Annotated in this window: 16 protein-coding genes, 1 tRNA gene and 1 pseudogene; 7 read left to right on the top strand and 11 right to left on the bottom strand. The window is 67.1% G+C overall.

All coding sequences use genetic code 11. The features are described from left to right. Positions 1-138: 138 nt before the first annotated feature. From HZI36_RS18740 to HZI36_RS18715, 6 genes and pseudogenes are all read right to left on the bottom strand, one after another. A pseudogene (locus HZI36_RS18740) lies at positions 139-471 on the bottom strand (site-specific integrase); the annotation flags it as partial. Positions 472-591: 120 nt separating this feature from the next. Next, positions 592-667, bottom strand: a tRNA-Ala gene (locus HZI36_RS18735). A 54-nt stretch (positions 668-721) separates the two neighbouring features. After that, the gene (locus HZI36_RS18730; RefSeq protein WP_179404159.1) at positions 722-1066 is read right to left on the bottom strand and encodes a c-type cytochrome; all 345 of its coding nucleotides are present in this window, start codon (positions 1064-1066) and stop codon (positions 722-724) included. Next, positions 1066-1863 (bottom strand): BON domain-containing protein, encoded by a 798-nt coding sequence (locus HZI36_RS18725; RefSeq protein WP_179404152.1) that lies wholly within the window; start codon positions 1861-1863, stop codon positions 1066-1068. The genes HZI36_RS18730 and HZI36_RS18725 overlap by 1 nt, the downstream gene beginning before the upstream one ends. 17 nt (positions 1864-1880) lie before the next feature. Beyond that, on the bottom strand, positions 1881-2465 hold the full coding sequence (locus HZI36_RS18720; protein ID WP_179404151.1) for an SIS domain-containing protein: 585 nt from the start codon (positions 2463-2465) through the stop codon (positions 1881-1883). Positions 2466-2605: 140 nt separating this feature from the next. Next, on the bottom strand, positions 2606-3088 hold the full coding sequence (locus tag HZI36_RS18715) for a YraN family protein (RefSeq protein WP_425485262.1): 483 nt from the start codon (positions 3086-3088) through the stop codon (positions 2606-2608). Between the two features lie 46 nt (positions 3089-3134). On the opposite strand from HZI36_RS18715, the gene rsmI reads away from it, so the two are divergent. Then, positions 3135-4037 carry a 16S rRNA (cytidine(1402)-2'-O)-methyltransferase gene (gene rsmI, locus HZI36_RS18710; protein WP_179404149.1) on the top strand — a complete coding sequence of 301 codons (903 nt, stop codon included), beginning with the start codon at positions 3135-3137 and terminating at the stop codon, positions 4035-4037. 110 nt (positions 4038-4147) lie between these two features. On the opposite strand, the gene HZI36_RS18705 is transcribed toward rsmI, so the two are convergent. Beyond that, the gene (locus HZI36_RS18705) at positions 4148-4744 is read right to left on the bottom strand and encodes a septal ring lytic transglycosylase RlpA family protein (protein ID WP_179404148.1); all 597 of its coding nucleotides are present in this window, start codon (positions 4742-4744) and stop codon (positions 4148-4150) included. Positions 4745-5382: 638 nt separating this feature from the next. On the opposite strand from HZI36_RS18705, the gene HZI36_RS18700 reads away from it, so the two are divergent. The 3 genes from HZI36_RS18700 to HZI36_RS18690 all read left to right on the top strand — a co-directional run bounded on the left by HZI36_RS18700 (position 5383) and on the right by HZI36_RS18690 (position 7219). After that, positions 5383-6027 (top strand): MBL fold metallo-hydrolase, encoded by a 645-nt coding sequence (locus HZI36_RS18700; protein ID WP_179404147.1) that lies wholly within the window; start codon positions 5383-5385, stop codon positions 6025-6027. Next, the gene (locus HZI36_RS18695; protein ID WP_179404146.1) at positions 6024-6671 is read left to right on the top strand and encodes a 3'-5' exonuclease family protein; all 648 of its coding nucleotides are present in this window, start codon (positions 6024-6026) and stop codon (positions 6669-6671) included. Before HZI36_RS18700 ends, HZI36_RS18695 begins: the two co-directional genes overlap by 4 nt. Before the next feature lie 89 nt (positions 6672-6760). Continuing rightward, complete coding sequence (locus tag HZI36_RS18690) at positions 6761-7219, top strand: Lrp/AsnC family transcriptional regulator (protein ID WP_006401367.1); 459 nt, start codon at positions 6761-6763, stop codon at positions 7217-7219. A 101-nt stretch (positions 7220-7320) separates the two neighbouring features. Here HZI36_RS18690 and HZI36_RS18685 read toward each other — a convergent pair whose 3' ends face one another. The 3 genes from HZI36_RS18685 to HZI36_RS18675 all read right to left on the bottom strand — a co-directional run bounded on the left by HZI36_RS18685 (position 7321) and on the right by HZI36_RS18675 (position 10030). Further along, positions 7321-8487 (bottom strand): cation diffusion facilitator family transporter, encoded by a 1167-nt coding sequence (locus tag HZI36_RS18685; protein ID WP_179404145.1) that lies wholly within the window; start codon positions 8485-8487, stop codon positions 7321-7323. A 233-nt stretch (positions 8488-8720) separates the two neighbouring features. Beyond that, positions 8721-9017, bottom strand: a complete 297-nt coding sequence (locus HZI36_RS18680; RefSeq protein WP_179404144.1) for an H-NS histone family protein — start codon at positions 9015-9017, stop codon at positions 8721-8723. Positions 9018-9373: 356 nt separating this feature from the next. Beyond that, positions 9374-10030 (bottom strand): pyridoxamine 5'-phosphate oxidase family protein, encoded by a 657-nt coding sequence (locus HZI36_RS18675; protein ID WP_179404143.1) that lies wholly within the window; start codon positions 10028-10030, stop codon positions 9374-9376. A 170-nt stretch (positions 10031-10200) separates the two neighbouring features. Between HZI36_RS18675 and HZI36_RS18670 the strand changes: the two genes are divergently transcribed. After that, positions 10201-11403, top strand: a complete 1203-nt coding sequence (locus HZI36_RS18670) for an MFS transporter (protein WP_179404142.1) — start codon at positions 10201-10203, stop codon at positions 11401-11403. 117 nt (positions 11404-11520) lie between these two features. Here HZI36_RS18670 and HZI36_RS18665 read toward each other — a convergent pair whose 3' ends face one another. After that, entirely contained in the window at positions 11521-12663 is a 1143-nt protein-coding gene (locus HZI36_RS18665) for a branched-chain amino acid ABC transporter substrate-binding protein (protein WP_179404141.1), read from the bottom strand. 520 nt (positions 12664-13183) lie between these two features. Between HZI36_RS18665 and HZI36_RS18660 the strand changes: the two genes are divergently transcribed. Then, positions 13184-13876: a dienelactone hydrolase family protein gene (locus tag HZI36_RS18660; protein WP_179404140.1), complete on the top strand. Its 693-nt coding sequence runs from the start codon at positions 13184-13186 to the stop codon at positions 13874-13876. Positions 13877-13977: 101 nt separating this feature from the next. After that, positions 13978-15450, top strand: a complete 1473-nt coding sequence (locus tag HZI36_RS18655) for an amidase family protein (RefSeq protein ID WP_179404158.1) — start codon at positions 13978-13980, stop codon at positions 15448-15450. Positions 15451-15499 lie beyond the last annotated feature (49 nt).

Below are 15499 nucleotides of genomic sequence, written 5' to 3'. Positions count from 1 at the left end.
ACCAGTTGCTTGATCAGCTCCGGGTCAAGGTTCAAGCCCTTGCCCGGTTCAATCGTCACTTCTTCCTTGCGTTTGCGTGGCATAAAGTGGCTCCTTGGCCATCAGTTTATGCCTCACACACAAGGTTCCGGATAGGCTCCTCAGTTTGGCAATGTCCGCGCTTCGCACCGAAGCCATTGGTCTGGACGCGATGACCGTGCTCTTCCACATGCGCAGCAGAGACGCCTCCTGTACGTAGCCCTTCTTGGAGGCGGCGATTTCGCGATCGTATCGATCGAGCGCTTCCGCGAGCGTGGTCGATTCCGCTTCGGCCCGGCTGACGAAGACGCCGCGATCGATCTCCGACTCGATCAGTCGAGCCCAAGCCTCTGCTTCAGCTCGCGTGTTGAACGTCTTGATCTGTACCGGGTAGCCCTTGCGGCGAACGCGGGCCTGCCACTGAAGATCGCCTCGACGGGTGATAGATGCCATTCACTGCTCCTTAAGTGTTGCGTCCAAGGCTTCGACAGCCCAAGTGGCGCAAAATTGGCGCAATAAATCGAATCTACCAAAGAAAAAGGGCCTAGCCATCGGCTAAGCCCTTGATTCTATTGGTGGAGCGGATGAGGATCGAACTCACGACCTTCGCATTGCGAACGCGACGCTCTCCCAGCTGAGCTACCGCCCCAACAGACGATGATCATACACAAGTATTCTCGTGCTTAGCAATACCCCAAAACCATCATTTCAAAGGCGCCCCGACCAACACCCACTGCACGACCATCCGGATATCCGTATCGCTCATCCGTGGATGAGCCGGCATCGGCACCACACCCCACACCCCCGCCCCACCATCCTTCACCTTCTTCGCGAGCTTATCGACCGCCTGCGGATCCCCCTTATACCGGGCCGCAACATCCTTGAACGCCGGCCCGACGAGCTTGCGATCAACCGCATGGCACCCGAGACAAGCATTACTCCGCGCGATCCTGAGCCCATCCCCAACATCCGCGTGCGCATTCGCCCCGAAGACCATCCCAGCCAGCACCACCACCACGCCAGCCCCACGCCTCACACCCAACGACATCACGGCCCCACCGCCTTCGGGTTCCCCGGATGCACGTTCGTCGAATTCGAGATCGGCGCCGGCGCCTGCAACGGCGTCGCGCTCACCCCCGTATCCGGCACCGCACCCACAGTCGCATTATCCGGCACCGCCTGCGGCATCGACCCCGCATCGCTCACCGGCGCCCCCGACTGCTGCACCGCCTGCACGTCCTGCGGCTGAATATACTGGAACACCTTCACGACCTGCACGACACCCGGCACCTGGCTCGCGACATCCGCGCCACGATTGCCCTCGTCAACAGTCACGAGCCCCATCAGATAAACATTCCCGCGCTCGCAAACCACCTTGTAGTTGTTCGCCGAAATCCCCTTCTCGGCAACCATCGCGGCCTTCACGCGCCCCTCGAGATACGAGTCGTTCGCGCGGTCCGTGAACGAAGCCCCCGGCCCGACCGCCAGCTCGTTGATGATCCCGTTCACGTTGTTGATGTCGCGCACGATCGCCTCGGCGCGCTGCTTCGACGCGTCGTTCGGCACCTCGCCCGTCATCAGCACGCGCCGGTTGAACACCGCCACATTCACATGCGCTTCGTCCGGCAGGTTGGCCTTGATCTGGCTCAGCGCCTTGACCTGGATCTCGCGGTCTTCCGTCTGCGCCCCCACCGTGCGGCGATCGGTCGCGACGAGCGCGCCGCCGCCCGCGGCCGCGCCCACCAGCGCGAGCGCGCAGCCTTGCAGGGATGCCGCCGCGCCGGCAATCAGCGCGGCCAGCAGCGTGGTTCTGACGAGCGTCTGTCGGACGCGACTCTTATTCATCGACGGCTCTCCTTCGTTCAATCCTCGCCGAGCAGCATCGCGTCGATGCCGTCGCACAAGCAGTGGATGGTCAGCAGATGGACTTCGTGGATGCGCGCCGCACGCTCGGCGGGCACGCTGATCGGAATGTCGGTGTCGGACAGCACGGCTTCGAGCGCGCGGCCCGCGGCGCCCGTCAGCGCGACAACGGTCATTTCGCGCTCGTGCGCCTCCACGATCGCGGTCAGCACACGCGGCGACGCGCCCGACGGATCGATCACGAGCAGCACGTCGCCAGCGTGCCCGAGCACCCGCACCTGCTGCGCGAAAATCTGCTCGGCCGCGTCGGCGACGGTCAGCCCGCCGTGCGACGCGTCGGTCGCAAGCGCGATCGCGGGCAGGCCCGGCCGCTCGCGCTCGAAGCCGCCGACGAGCGATACCGCGAGGTGCTGCGCAGCGGCCGCCGACGGGCCGTCGCCGCACGCGACGATCTTGTTGCCGTTCGCCAGCGCTGCAAACATCGCGTCGACCGCGGCCGCGATCGGCAGCGACAGCGCATCGACGGCTTCGAGATGGAGCGCCACGCTGTCGCGGAAGTGTTGCTGAATACGTTCGACTGACATCGATTCCTGACCGGTACTACGCGCGCCGAACACGGCGCGACGGGCATCATGAGTGCGGCGAGTTTACCGCACTCCGGGGGCCACACCGCCGGCGCGGCGGAACTCTTTACATCTCGACACATTCGGCGGGCGCCGCCGCGCTACACGTCGTCGGCCCGAAACGCGTCGCGCAGCCACACGAGCCGCCCCGCCTCGAACGCGACGACGTCGAAGCGGCATCGCGCATCGTCGCCCCGCATCGCCCAGTAGCGCCGCGCGGCCGCGACGAGCCGCGCGCGCTTCGTCCGCCCGATACTCGCGGCCGCGCCGCCGTGCCGCGTGCTGCGCCGCGCGCGCACCTCGACGAATACGAGCGTACCGTCCGGCTCGCGCATCACGAGGTCGAGCTCGCCGACGCGCATCGACACGTTCGCCGCAACGAACGCGAGCCGTCGGCCTTCGAGGAAGCGCCGCGCTCGCATCTCGAACGCGCTACCCACCGATTTGGATCGCATCGGCGCGGAAAAGTTGTCCGGATGCGCAGGCACACGGTCTTCGGCCCGCGCCGCACGCACGCGCCGCACCGCCTGCGTGGTGCCAGGCGCGCCGGGCGCGCCGGGCGTCGCCGCCTTCACGTGGCACAATGCCGACCTTGTTCCGCTCGCGCCGCGTCCGCGCGCCTTGCCTGCCATGACTGCCCTCCTCGAACTTGCGCACACGCAGCACTATCCGACGGCCGCGCTGTACGTCGTCGCGACGCCGATCGGCAACGCGGCCGACATCACGCTGCGCGCGCTGCACGTGCTCGGCCTCGTCGACCGGATCGCCGCCGAAGACACCCGCAACACCGGCCAGCTCCTCGCGCGCTACGGGATCTCGAAGCCGCTCGCCGCGGTGCACGAGCACAACGAGCGCGAAGCGGCGCTGCGCGTGATCGAGCATCTGCGTGCGGGCGAACGCGTCGCGTACGTGTCGGACGCCGGCACGCCCGGCATCTCCGATCCGGGCGCACGGCTCGTCGACGCGGTGCGCGCGGCCGGCTTCGCGACGATCCCGCTGCCGGGCCCGAGCGCGGCGGTCACGGCGCTCAGCGTCGCCGGCGACTGGGCCGGCGCGTTCACGTTCGCCGGCTTCCTGCCGCCGAAGGCAAAGCAGCGTGCCACCGCGCTACAAGCGCTGAAAGCCCATCCGTACGCGCTCGTGTTCTACGAGGCGCCGCACCGGATCGTCGAGACCGTCGCCGCGCTCGCCGACACGCTCGGCGCCGCGCGCCGGCTGCTGATCGCGCGCGAGCTGACCAAGCTACACGAGCAGCTGTTCCAGGGCACCCTGGCCGAAGGGACGACGTGGCTCGAAGCTGATTCGAACCGGCAGCGCGGCGAGTTCGTGCTGGTCGTCGAAGGCGCGGCGCAGGACGCGGCGCCGGCCGACGACACCGCTCACGATGCGCTGCTGAAGCTGCTGCTTGACGAGGTGCCGGTGAAAAGCGCAGCGAAGCTCGCGGCGGCGCTCACAGGCGCACCGCGCAACGCGCTCTACGCGCGCGCGCTCGCGCTGAAGGATGCCGGCGTGGCGGACGACGACGACGCGTAACGGCAACGCGCACAGGCAACGCGCAAACGACAACGCGTAAGGCCAACGCCTAAACGCAAAAAGGGCTGCCCTGAGGCAGCCCTTTCTTCAGATGCGACAAATGCGCGCAGTTACTTCGTCGTCGTCGTCGACGCAAGCGTCTCGTCGCGAGCCTCGCGCGCTTCCTGCGGCGACAGCCCTTCGATCTTCACGCGCCCGGTGCCGGCATGGATCAGGCCGATCACCTTCGCGGCCGCGTACGACAGGTCGAGCACGCGGCCGCGCTTGTACGGCCCGCGGTCGTTGACCTTCACGACGACGGACTTGCCGTTCGACTGATTCGTCACGCGAATGTACGACGACAGCGGCAGCGTGCGGTGCGCGGCGGTCAGCGCGTTCATGTTGAAGCGCTCGCCGTTCGCGGTGCGGCGGCCATGGAAATCGCGGCCGTACCACGACGCGCGGCCGACTTGCCGGAAATCGGAAGCATCCGCCGCGTCGAGCGGCTTCGCGTCGGACAGCGACGCGTGCTTGGCATCCTTCGCGTCCGCGGGCGGCATCGACGCCAGCGCGGAATCAATGTTGACGTTGTCAGCACCCGCCGTATGAACGGCATTCTTCTGGTCAGCGTTGCCGGTCGTCTGGCCCGGCTGGTTGGGCGCGGCACAGCCCGTCAGCACGAGAAAAATAGCCAGAGCCCCGAAACGGCTCGGTAATCGAAAATTCATCGACGTGTCGCCTTCTGTTCGGGCCGCAAAAAAACTTCGCAAAAATGCGGCCCGGACGGCAAATGCGTGCACGTCCCGCTCGATTCGCGAGCGGGCGGCTAGCATGGACGCGGCTTACGTACTGCCGCAACCGTCCTGATTAGCTTTCACGTCTGGCACAGCCTGTCCCCGGCAGCCTGACCAGACCCCAAATGCCGCCATCGAACATGGCTCCCACGTTCGCGCGCGTCGCATAACGACCGACGCACAGGAACGGCGGCATAGGCCCCATCCGGCTTCGCGGCAGCAAGGCCGCAGCGGGCGCGCAGCACCCGGCCGGACAAGACGTGAGCACCGAACGTCTCGGTGCTGGATGATTCACCGCCGGACTACCCGGCGGTATTGCATTGACAGTGCCCGTCGCCCCGCGGAAACGGGGCACAAACACCTACAGATCGCGTGGTTTTCACGCAGGTTGAGCGCATTATACACAACACGAAACGGCACAGTCGCAGGAATAACACCGATATCCACCCGGCCATTCTCGCAATTGGCGTAACAATCGCGCCCTTTTACGTTGCGCTGCAGCATTTTACACGACCAGGACAGCCCCTGCACGCGGCCGGTACAATCGGTCTTTTTCAGCCGCCGGTGCCCTCATGAAAGTCACGCTGATCCCGGTCACGCCGTTCCAGCAGAACTGCTCGCTGCTCGTCTGCGAAAAGACGGGACGCGCCGCCGTCGTCGATCCCGGTGGCGATCTCCAGCTGATCGAACAGGAGATCGCACGGCAGAACGTGCAGGTCGAGAAGGTGTTCCTCACGCATGGCCACGTCGATCATTGCGCGGGCGCGAAGCGGCTCGCGACGCATTTCGGCGTGCCGATCGAGGGCCCGCAGGAAGACGAGCGCTTCTGGATCGAGAAGCTGCCCGCGCAGAGCGAGCGCTTCGGCTTTCCGGCCGCGGAGGCGTTCGAGCCCGACCAGTGGCTCAACGACGGCGACACCGTGCAGTTCGGCGACGAGACGCTCGAGGTCTATCACTGCCCCGGCCACACGCCGGGCCACGTCGTGTTCTTCAGCCGCGAGCATCGGCTCGCGATCGTCGGCGACGTGCTGTTCGCCGGCTCGATCGGCCGCACCGATTTCCCGCGCGGCAATCACGAAGACCTGATCCGCTCGATCAAGGAGAAGCTCTGGCCGCTCGGCGACGACGTCACGTTCGTCCCCGGCCACGGCCCTGTGTCGACGTTCGGCGAGGAGCGCCGCACGAATCCGTTCGTCGCTGACCGGGCCTACGGATGAGCGAAGAAATCTACGTTAGCACCGACGTCGAGGCGGACGGCCCGATCCCCGGCCCGCACTCGATGCTGAGCTTCGGGTCCGCCGCGTTCACCGCGGACAAGAAGCTGATCGCGACGTTTTCCGCGAACCTGGAGACGCTGCCCGGCGCGCAGCCGCATCCGGTCCAGGACGCGTGGTGGAAGACGCAGCCCGAAGCGTGGGCCGCGTGCCGCCGCGATCTGCAGGCGCCCGACGCGGCGCTCGTCAAGTACGTCGAATGGGTCGAGGCGCTGCCCGGCAAGCCGGTGTTCGTCGCGATGCCGGCCGGCTTCGACTTCACGTTCATGTTCTGGTACATGATGCGTTTCGCGGGACGCTGCCCGTTCTCGTGGTCCGCGCTCGACATCAAGACGCTCGCGTTCGCGATGACGGGGCTGCCGTACCGCAAGGCGATCAAGCCGCGCTTGCCGAAGCGCTGGTTCGACGAGCATCCGCATACGCACGTCGCGCTCGACGACGCGATCGAGCAGGGCGCGCTGTTCTGCAACATGCTCGCCGAGTTGCGCACGCAGCAGGCGGCGCTCTCGAGCGCCGCCGCGGTTGCATCGACCGGCAACGGCAACGACGCAGCGGGACAAAATCCTACGGACCCGCGCGCAAATTAGCGAATCTCCCTCAGCATCGCGCCTCTGATTGCGTTTCCTTTCTCCCGCTTCTAACATTGACGGTATTCAGCAGCCGTGTGGAGGCGCCGGTGACGCTCGATTCGTTTTCGCAAAAGATCCTTCGCCTGCTGCAGCTCGACGCGCGCCGTTCAGTGCAGGAGATCTCCGATCAGGTCGGCCTGTCCAGCACGCCGTGCTGGCGGCGGATCAAGGACATGGAGCAGTCGGGCGTGATCCAGCGCTACACCGCGCTGCTCGACCGCGAGAAGCTCGGCCTGCACGTCTGCGCGCTCGCGCACGTGCATCTGACCCGCCACAACGAAGGCGGCGTCGAGCAGTTCGAGCGCGAGATCGCGACTTGCCCCGAAGTGACCGAGTGCTACAGCACGACCGGTGAAGCCGACTACATCCTGAAGATCGTCGCGCCCGACATCAAGGCGTATGACGTATTCCTGCACGAGCGCATCTTCAAGATTCCGGCCGTGTCGCAGGTGCGCACGAGCGTCGTGCTGCGCGAGATCAAGTTCGATACGCAACTGCCGCTCTGACGCGGTCTCCACGCCCTCACGCGCGCCCTGATGTGCACTCCCGATGTGCACCCCGACGTGCACCCCTCAGCGCACCCTCACGCGCGCCCTCAGCACGTCCGCTAAGCACGCACCGGCACCGCGCGCGCGATGCCGATCCGGCGCGCGCCGAACTCGCGCTTCAGCGCTTCGACGTCCAGCCGCTCGGCGAGCGCCGCGTCGGTCTCGCCGCTCGTGCCCGGCTCGGCCGCGAGCGTCAGGTCGATCTCGAGCCCGGTGCTCAGATAGTGCAGGTTGACGGCCGTCGCGCGCAGTCCGCGGCGCGCGAGCTCGGCCTCGATCCGCGCGGCGACGTCGCTGCGCGGCGGCAGCGCGAGCGTCGGGCGCCGCATCGCGTCGTTCTCCGGATCGACGTGGATCAGCGCGTCGAGCACGCGATTGTCCGACAGCGCGCGCAAGCGCGCGCTCTCCGCGATGAAATGCCCTTCGGACACCGAGATCATCGGATCGACGAGGATGTGCGCGTCGACGAGCGCCGCGTCGCCCATCTTGCGCGTGCGCAGCTCGTGGACGTCGCGCACGCCCGGCGTCGCCGCGAGCAGCGCGCGGATCTCGGCGGTGTCGGCCTCGTCGAGCGCGCGGTCGGACAGATCCTGCAGCGCGTCCCAGCCGAACGTCCAGCCCATCCGCGCGACCATGAAGCCGACGATCGCGGCCGCGATCGGGTCGAGCAACCGCACGCCGAACAGGCTGCCGATGATGCCGAGCGCGACGACGAGCGACGACGCCGCATCGGAACGCGCATGCCACGCGTTCGCGACGAGCAGCGCGGAGCGCACGCGCCGCGCCTCGCGCAGCATGTAGCGGAACAGCGCCTCTTTCGACACGAGCACGGTGAACGCGACGATCAGCGCGGAGAAACGCACGGGCGGAATGTCACTGATATTCACGAGACGATCGCCGGCGCGCCACAGCATGCCCACCCCGACCGCGATCAGAATCGCGCCGAGAAACAGCGACGCGACCGTTTCGTATCGGCTGTGCCCGTAATTGTGATCGGCATCGGGCTGTGCGCCACTATGCCGATTGGCGAGCAATACGACAAAATCGGATATCAAATCCGAAATTGAATGCACGCCGTCGGCAATCAATGCCTGCGAATGCGCGATTGCGCCGATCACGATCTGCAATGTGGCGAGCACGACGTTCAGCACGATGCTGACGAAAGTGCTCTTGCGCGCAACGGCGTGCTTTTCGTTGCTCGCCTCTTCGCCGGTAAAGGTGGACATGGAATGCTTGAATTCGGAAGGTATGCCCGAATTCTATCAAGATTCGCGGGCAAGCCTTGCCGATACCCACAAATTTCGCATTAAAATCAATCGGTTATGCGAACAGCTCGCATTTTCATTCACGTGGCGGGCGACCACTCCGTGACATCGCGCACCATAATCGGGCACGCCAAAAAAGTAAAAAGCCACGTTCCCGCCCGGGAAACGTGGCTTTTCAGCCGAAGCGGCGGCGTTCAGATCGCGAATTGCTCGCGGTCCTTGCCGGCGATCCAGCGCGGCGGCTTGCCGCGGCCCGACCACGTCGCGCCACTTTCGGGGTCGCGATATTTCGCCGCAACGCCCGCGCGCGGACGCGCACCAGCCTTGCCGGCCTTCGCACGTGCGAGACCGAGTTCAGGCAGCGTAAAGCCGTAATCGGAGATTTTCTGCTTCACGTCATTGAGCACCTCGGCGTATTCACGCGCCTTGGCTTCTTCGATTTGCTTCTCCAGCTTCTCCCGCTGGGCGAGGAGGTCCTTGTAAGAAGACATGTGTTTCCTTTTATCTGAGCAAATGACGCCGATCTGAAGCCGGTTTGTCATTCGTACTGACTTTGATGCCTCGGATTTTCGAGGGCAGAGATTAACACAGAAAAGAATTGACCAACGTAAATATCCATATCAATCGCGACTTCGATTGATATGGCAACGCATTCTTTGGATCCGCACTGTCGAAATTCCGTTTTCTTCCGCTTTCTTTACGTCCTTACATTGAGATTAGGACAAATCTCAATATCCATTCAGTCTCGCAGCATACGCAATTACCCTGCATGCAAGGATTTTGAAGCTTTCATCCGACGACAGGATCGGGGCGGCCGCCCCGGCGCCCCCGTGCATCGCGCGATGCGTCATGCGATGCGCCGCGCGCACGCGTCGAGCAGCGCGCGCAGCGCGGCGGCGTCGGCCTGCGGCGCGTCGAACGCGGTCCGCACGCGCCGGCCCGCGTGCCGCCAGTCGGCGCCGTAGCGGTCGACCCCGAGCAGATCGAGCCCGGGCCGCGGCGCGGTATCGTACGCGTTCCAGAGCGCGCGCTCGTCGTCGAACCCGAGCGGCGCGAGCGGATCGAGCGCCGCGCCGTCGACCCAGCCCATCCGGCCGAATCCGCCGATATAGCGCAGCCGCTCGACGTCGAGCACCCAGAACGAGAAATCGCCGAGCGCGAGATACCGCTCGCCGTCCGGCTCGTAGCGCAGATAGCGCGCGACGAGATGCGGATCGTCGGCCGAAAGCCGCGCGATGCGGCCGAGCAGCGTCGCGCGCTCCGCGTCGCGGACGTCGCCGTCCGGCGCGTCGACGACGAAAAAGCCCGCGCGCGGATCGGCCACGAGGTTGCGCGTATGCTCGGCGAGGCTGCTCACGAGGATCACCGGCCGGTGCCGCGCGTCGAGCGCGTAGGGCACGACGCTCGGATACGGATAGCCCTGCGGGTCGCGCGCGATCGTCCCGAGCGTGCCGGACGCGCATCGGTGCAGCAGATTGAGCGGAAGGACCGAATCGATGTTCACGAACACTCCTGCGACTGAAAATGGACGCCCGACGCCGATGTTACCGGCGCGCCGCCGCCTGCGCGAGCGCGGCGGGTTCGATAGAATCTGACGATTTGCAAGGTGGCGGGCTTTTTCCGCGCGCGCCGCCGTCCGTCCTTCCGACGTTCCGACGTTCTGATTAGCCGACCGTGTCCGATACCGCCCCCGACTTCACCGCGCCGAGCGCGCACCGCGACCTCTCCCTGCCGACCCGTCGGCGCGCGCGCACCGCGACGATGGCGCTGTTCTTCGTCGCCGGCACGATGTACGCGTCGTGGGGCGTGCACGTGCCGACCGTGCGCGACAAGTTCGCGCTGAGCCCGGCCGCGCTGTCGGTCGCGCTGTTCTCGGTGGCGATCGGCTCGATCGTCGCGATGATGACGATCGCCCGCTGGATCGCGCGCGTCGGCTCGCGTACCGCGTGCCTCGCGGGCGGGCTCGCGATGGCGGCGAGCGGCGCGCTGATCCTCGTCGTGCCGAACTATCCGCTGTTGATCGCGGTGCTCGCGCTGTTCGGCTTCTCGATGGCGACGCTCGACGTCGCGATGAACGCGGAGGCGAGCGCGGTCGAGACGGCGCTCGGCCGGCCGATCATGTCGGCGCTGCACGGGATGTTCAGCGTCGGCGGGATCGCCGGCGCGGCGGCCGGCGGCGCGCTGCTGTCGGCCGGCATGGCGCCGGCCGTGCATCTCGCGCTCGCGTCGGCCGCCGCCGCCTTAGTGATCGGCGCCGCAACGCCGGCCGTGCTGCCGCACGTGCCGCCGCACGAAACCGCGCACGGCAAGCCCGGCGACCGCTGGCGCTCGCCCGCGCTGTGGATGCTCGGCGCGATCGCGCTCGTCGCGCTGATCGCCGAGGGCGCGATGTACGACTGGGCGACCGTCTACATGCGCGACGTCGTCGCCGCCGGCCCGGCGCTCGCGAGCGCCGCGTATGCGGCGTTCTGCTGCGGGATGGCGGCCGCGCGCTTCGCCGGCGACGCGGTGCGCGCACGCTTCGGCGCGCCGCAGCTCGTGTTCGCGAGCGCGTCGCTCGCGTGCGCGGGGATGGTCGGCGCGCTGCTGCTGCCGTATCCGGCCGCCGCGCTCACGGGCTTCACGCTGATGGGCCTCGGCCTCGCGAACATGATGCCGGTGCTGTTCGCGGCCGCGATGCGCGTGAAGGGGATCCACGCGGCCGAAGGGCTCGCGCACGTGGCCGGGCTCGCGTATTTCGGCCTGCTGTTCGGGCCGGTCGCGATCGGCGCGGTCGCGCAGGCCGCGAACCTGAAGGCCGGGCTGTCCGTCGTCGCGCTGTGCGCGGCGCTCGTCGCGATCGCCGCGCCGAAGGTGCTGGACCGACTGAAGGTCTGAAAATCTGGAGGTTCGAAGGTCCGAAGGCCGCCCCGGCGCCTGCGCGCGTCTCCCAAACGACAAGGCGCGCATGCGTTGCCGCATGCGCGCCTTCAACCCCTTCTGTCGACCGCTCGATTACATCTTCACTTCGTCGAGCAGCGTCTTCTTGCCGCCCTTGTAGTTGTAGAGCGAGATCACGCCGTGCTGCAGGTCGCCCTTCGAGTCGAACGTCGTCTCGCCGATCACGCCCTTGTAGTCCGTCGTCGGCATCTGCGCGAGGATCTTCGCCGGATCGGTCGAGTTCGCGCGCTTCATCGCGTCGACGATGATGTACACCGCGTCATACGTGAACGGCGCGTAGATCTGGATCGGCTGGCCGAAGCGCTTCTGGTACTTCGCCGCGAACGCGGCGCCGCCCGGCATCTTCTCGAGCGAAGCGCCCGCTTCCGAGCACACGACGTTGTCGGTCGCGTTGCCGGCCAGGTCCGCCAGCTTCTCCGTGCAGACGCCATCGCCCGCGAAGATCCTCGCGCGCAGGCCGAGCTGCTTCGCCTGTTTCGCGAACGGGCCGCCCGTCGCATCCATGCCGCCGTACATGATCGCGTCCGGATTCTCACCCTTGATCTTGGTCAGAATCGCGCGGAAGTCGACCGCCTTGTCGTTCGTCGCGTCGTGCGACACCACGGTCATGCCGAGCGCTTTCGCCTTCTTCTCGAACTCGTTCGCGAGACCCTGGCCGTACGCGGTCGCATCGTCGACGACCGCGACCGTCTTGATGCCGCCCTTCTTCGCGTAGGCCGCGAGCGCCGGGCCCTGCTGCGCATCGGTCGCGACGACGCGGTACGCGGTCTTGAAGCCCTGCTGCGTGTAGGCCGGGTTCGTCGCCGACGGCGAGATCTGCACGATGCCCGCATCGCTGTAGATCTTCGAGGCCGGGATCGTCGTGCCGGAGTTCAGGTGGCCGATGACGGCGACGACGTGATCGTCGACGAGCTTCTGCGCGACCTGCGTCGCCTGCCGCGGGTCGGCGGCGTCATCCTGCGCGTCGAGTTGCAGCGTGATCTTCTGGCCACCGACCGTGAGACCCTTGGCGTTGATCTCTTCGATCGCGAGACGCGCGCCGTTTTCGTTGTCTTTACCGAGGTGCGCAATTTCGCCGGTCAACGGGGCGACGTGACCGATCTTGACGACCTGGTCGGCCGCCGCATTCGTCACGCCTGCAGCGCACATCATCGCCGCAGCGGTAATCGGCAACAGCTTATGCATCTTGATATTCATATGAGTCTCCAGTTTCGATCCCAAAAAACGCCATCGTCCGGTGCCCCGCTGCCATCCCTGTGCTTGCAATCACTGGACGATTCGCCGGCTGCATCGTTCATGCACTTTGGCCTCAAGCGCTTGAAACGGCCGCTCGTAGCAACCGCCTCCCGCACTTGCGCGCAAGTGTAGGCGAACAAATTAATTTGTGGGGTCTTTTTGAGGTAGTGGTAACACTACCGATGTGTAACCCGCGCAACGCTTCCGTTCATATCAGTGAAACCCCCGTCGGATAAGGGTTTCCGCCAATTTTTTACCGTCGTGTGAAAGCCCCCGGCGCGAGTCGAGTGATTATTCGAATTCGATATTCGTGGCTTGCTTTCTACGAAACAAATGCGCGGACGCACCCGCGTTTTCGCGATCCGCCATTGCGCCGATCGGCCGAACGGCCACGCTGCAACCCGCGCCGATTGGTGGCACACTAGGCCGCCCGTTTTCCCATCACTGAGGCGCGCGGCGCCTCGTCTGCGAGGAGTTCAACGTGACTGCCCAATGGATCGACATCCCGTCCGGCAAAGACGCCTTCGGCGGCTACCTGTCGCTGCCCAAGCGCGGCAAGGGCCCCGCCGTCATCATCATCCAGGAGATCTTCGGCGTGAACGCGCACATCCGCGCGGTCGCCGATCAGTACGCGGCCGACGGCTACGTCGCGCTCGCGCCGGACGTGTTCTGGCGCACGCAGCCGCGCGTCGAGCTGACCTATGAAGGCGCCGACCGCGACAAGGGCATCGAGCTGCTGCAGAAGACGAACGTCGAGCTCGCGGTCGCCGACATCGCGACCGCGGCCGACCTGCTGCGCACGCGGCCCGAGGTCGGCGGCAACGTCGCCGCGATCGGCTACTGCTTCGGCGGCCGCCTCGCGTATCTCGCGGCGGCGACCGGCAAGATCGACGCGGCCGTCGCGTATTACGGCGGCGGCATCCAGGGCCGCCTCGACGTCGCGGGCAGCGTCACGCGGCCGATCCTGTTCCACTACGCGGAGAACGATCACGGCATTCCGCTCGCGGCCGTCGACGAGGTCAAGGCCGCGTTCGCGGGCCGCGACAACGCGTCGTTCCATCTGTATCCGGGCGCCGAGCACGGCTTCAACTGCACGGACCGCGCGTCCTACAACCAGCGCGCCGCCGCGCTCGCGCACGGCCGCACGCTGACGTTCCTCGCCGAGCACCTGTAAGCGCCCGGCCGCGGCGGGCTCGGGCCGGGCCCGCCCGCCCGCCGTTTCATCGATCTTATCGATCTTATCGATCACCAGACGTCACAACGGGGATGACCACGGTGCATGCCGACTATCTCGCACACGACGCGATCGGCCTCGCCGATCTCGTGCGCCGGCGCGACGCGAGCCCGCGCGAGCTGCTCGACGCGGCGATCCGCCGCGCGGAAGCGGTGAATCCCGCGATCAACGCGATCGTGCTCGCCGACTACGACGCGGCGCGCGAGCGCGCGGCCGCGCAACGCGCGCCGGACGGGCCGTTCGGCGGCGTGCCGTATCTGATCAAGGATCTCGGCGTCGCGGTCGCCGGGCTGCCGTTGACGATGGGCAGCCGCCACTACCGCTACTTCGTGCCCGACGCCGACGCGCCGCTGATCGCGCGCAGCCGCTCGGCCGGGCTCAATCCGTTCGGCAAGACCAACACGCCCGAGCTCGGCCAGATGCCGTACACGGAGCCCGAGCTGTTCGGTCCGTGCCGCAATCCATGGAGCCTCGACCACACGCCGGGCGGGTCGAGCGGCGGCGCGGCCGCGGCGGTCGCGGCCGGCATCGTGCCGCTCGCGCATGCGTCCGACGGCGGCGGCTCGATCCGGATTCCGGCATCGTGCTGCGGGTTGTTCGGGCTCAAGCCGAGTCGCGATCCCGCGCTCGTCACGCGCGTGAGCGCGGGCGAGCTGAGCGTCAATCACGCGGTCTCGCGCAGCGTGCGCGACAGCGCGCTGCTGCTCGACGTGACGACCGGCCGGACGCTGCCGACCGGCGCGCCCGGCACGTTCCTCGGCGCGCTCGACGAGCCGGTCGAGCCGCTGCGGATCGGGCTCGTCACCGATCCGATGCTCGCGCCCGCGCTCGACGCCGACGCGCGCGCGGCGCTCGACGATGCGGCCGCGCTTGTCGAATCGCTCGGCCATCACGTCGAGCCGGCCACGTTGAACGTCGATTTCGCGCGGATCGGCGAGCTGTTCCTGTCGCTGTGGGCGACGATCGCCGACGAGATGGTGCTCGGCGCGCAGCAGATTACCGGGCGCCGGCCACGGCGCGACGAGTTCGAGCTCGCGACGTGGGCGATGGCGCTCGTCGGCCGGCGGCTCGCGCGCGAGCGGCTGCCGGACATGCTCGAGCTGCAGCGTCAGCTGACGGTGCAGGTCACGAGCGCCGTCGCGCGCTATGACGTGATTCTGTGCGCGACGCTCGCCGGCGCGCCGCGCCGGATCGGCGAGCTGCGGCCGACGCCGTTCGAGCGCCGGCAGTTGCGGCTGATCGCGTCGCTGCCGTTAAAGCCGCTGCTGCGCGAAATGCTCGCGAAGGCATCGCAGAAGAGCTTCGCGTGGGCCGGCTGCACCGAGCTATTCAACCTGACCGGCCAGCCGGCGATGTCGGTACCGCTGTACTGGAACGCACGCGGCCTGCCGATCGGCGTGCAGTTCGCCGCGCGCCACGGCGACGACGCGCGGCTGCTGCGGCTCGCGCGCCAGCTCGAGCAGGCGCGGCCGTGGTTCGACCGGCGTCCGCCGCTGCTGCTGGCGCAGGCATGAAAAAACCCCGATCGCCGGACAGGGATCCGGCGATCGGGGTTCGTCAGGC

Source organism: Burkholderia guangdongensis, assembly GCF_013403875.1.
GTDB lineage: Bacteria > Pseudomonadota > Gammaproteobacteria > Burkholderiales > Burkholderiaceae > Burkholderia > Burkholderia guangdongensis.
The sequence above is the reverse complement of the archived record's forward strand: the minus strand, read 5'-3'. Positions and strand labels throughout refer to the sequence as shown.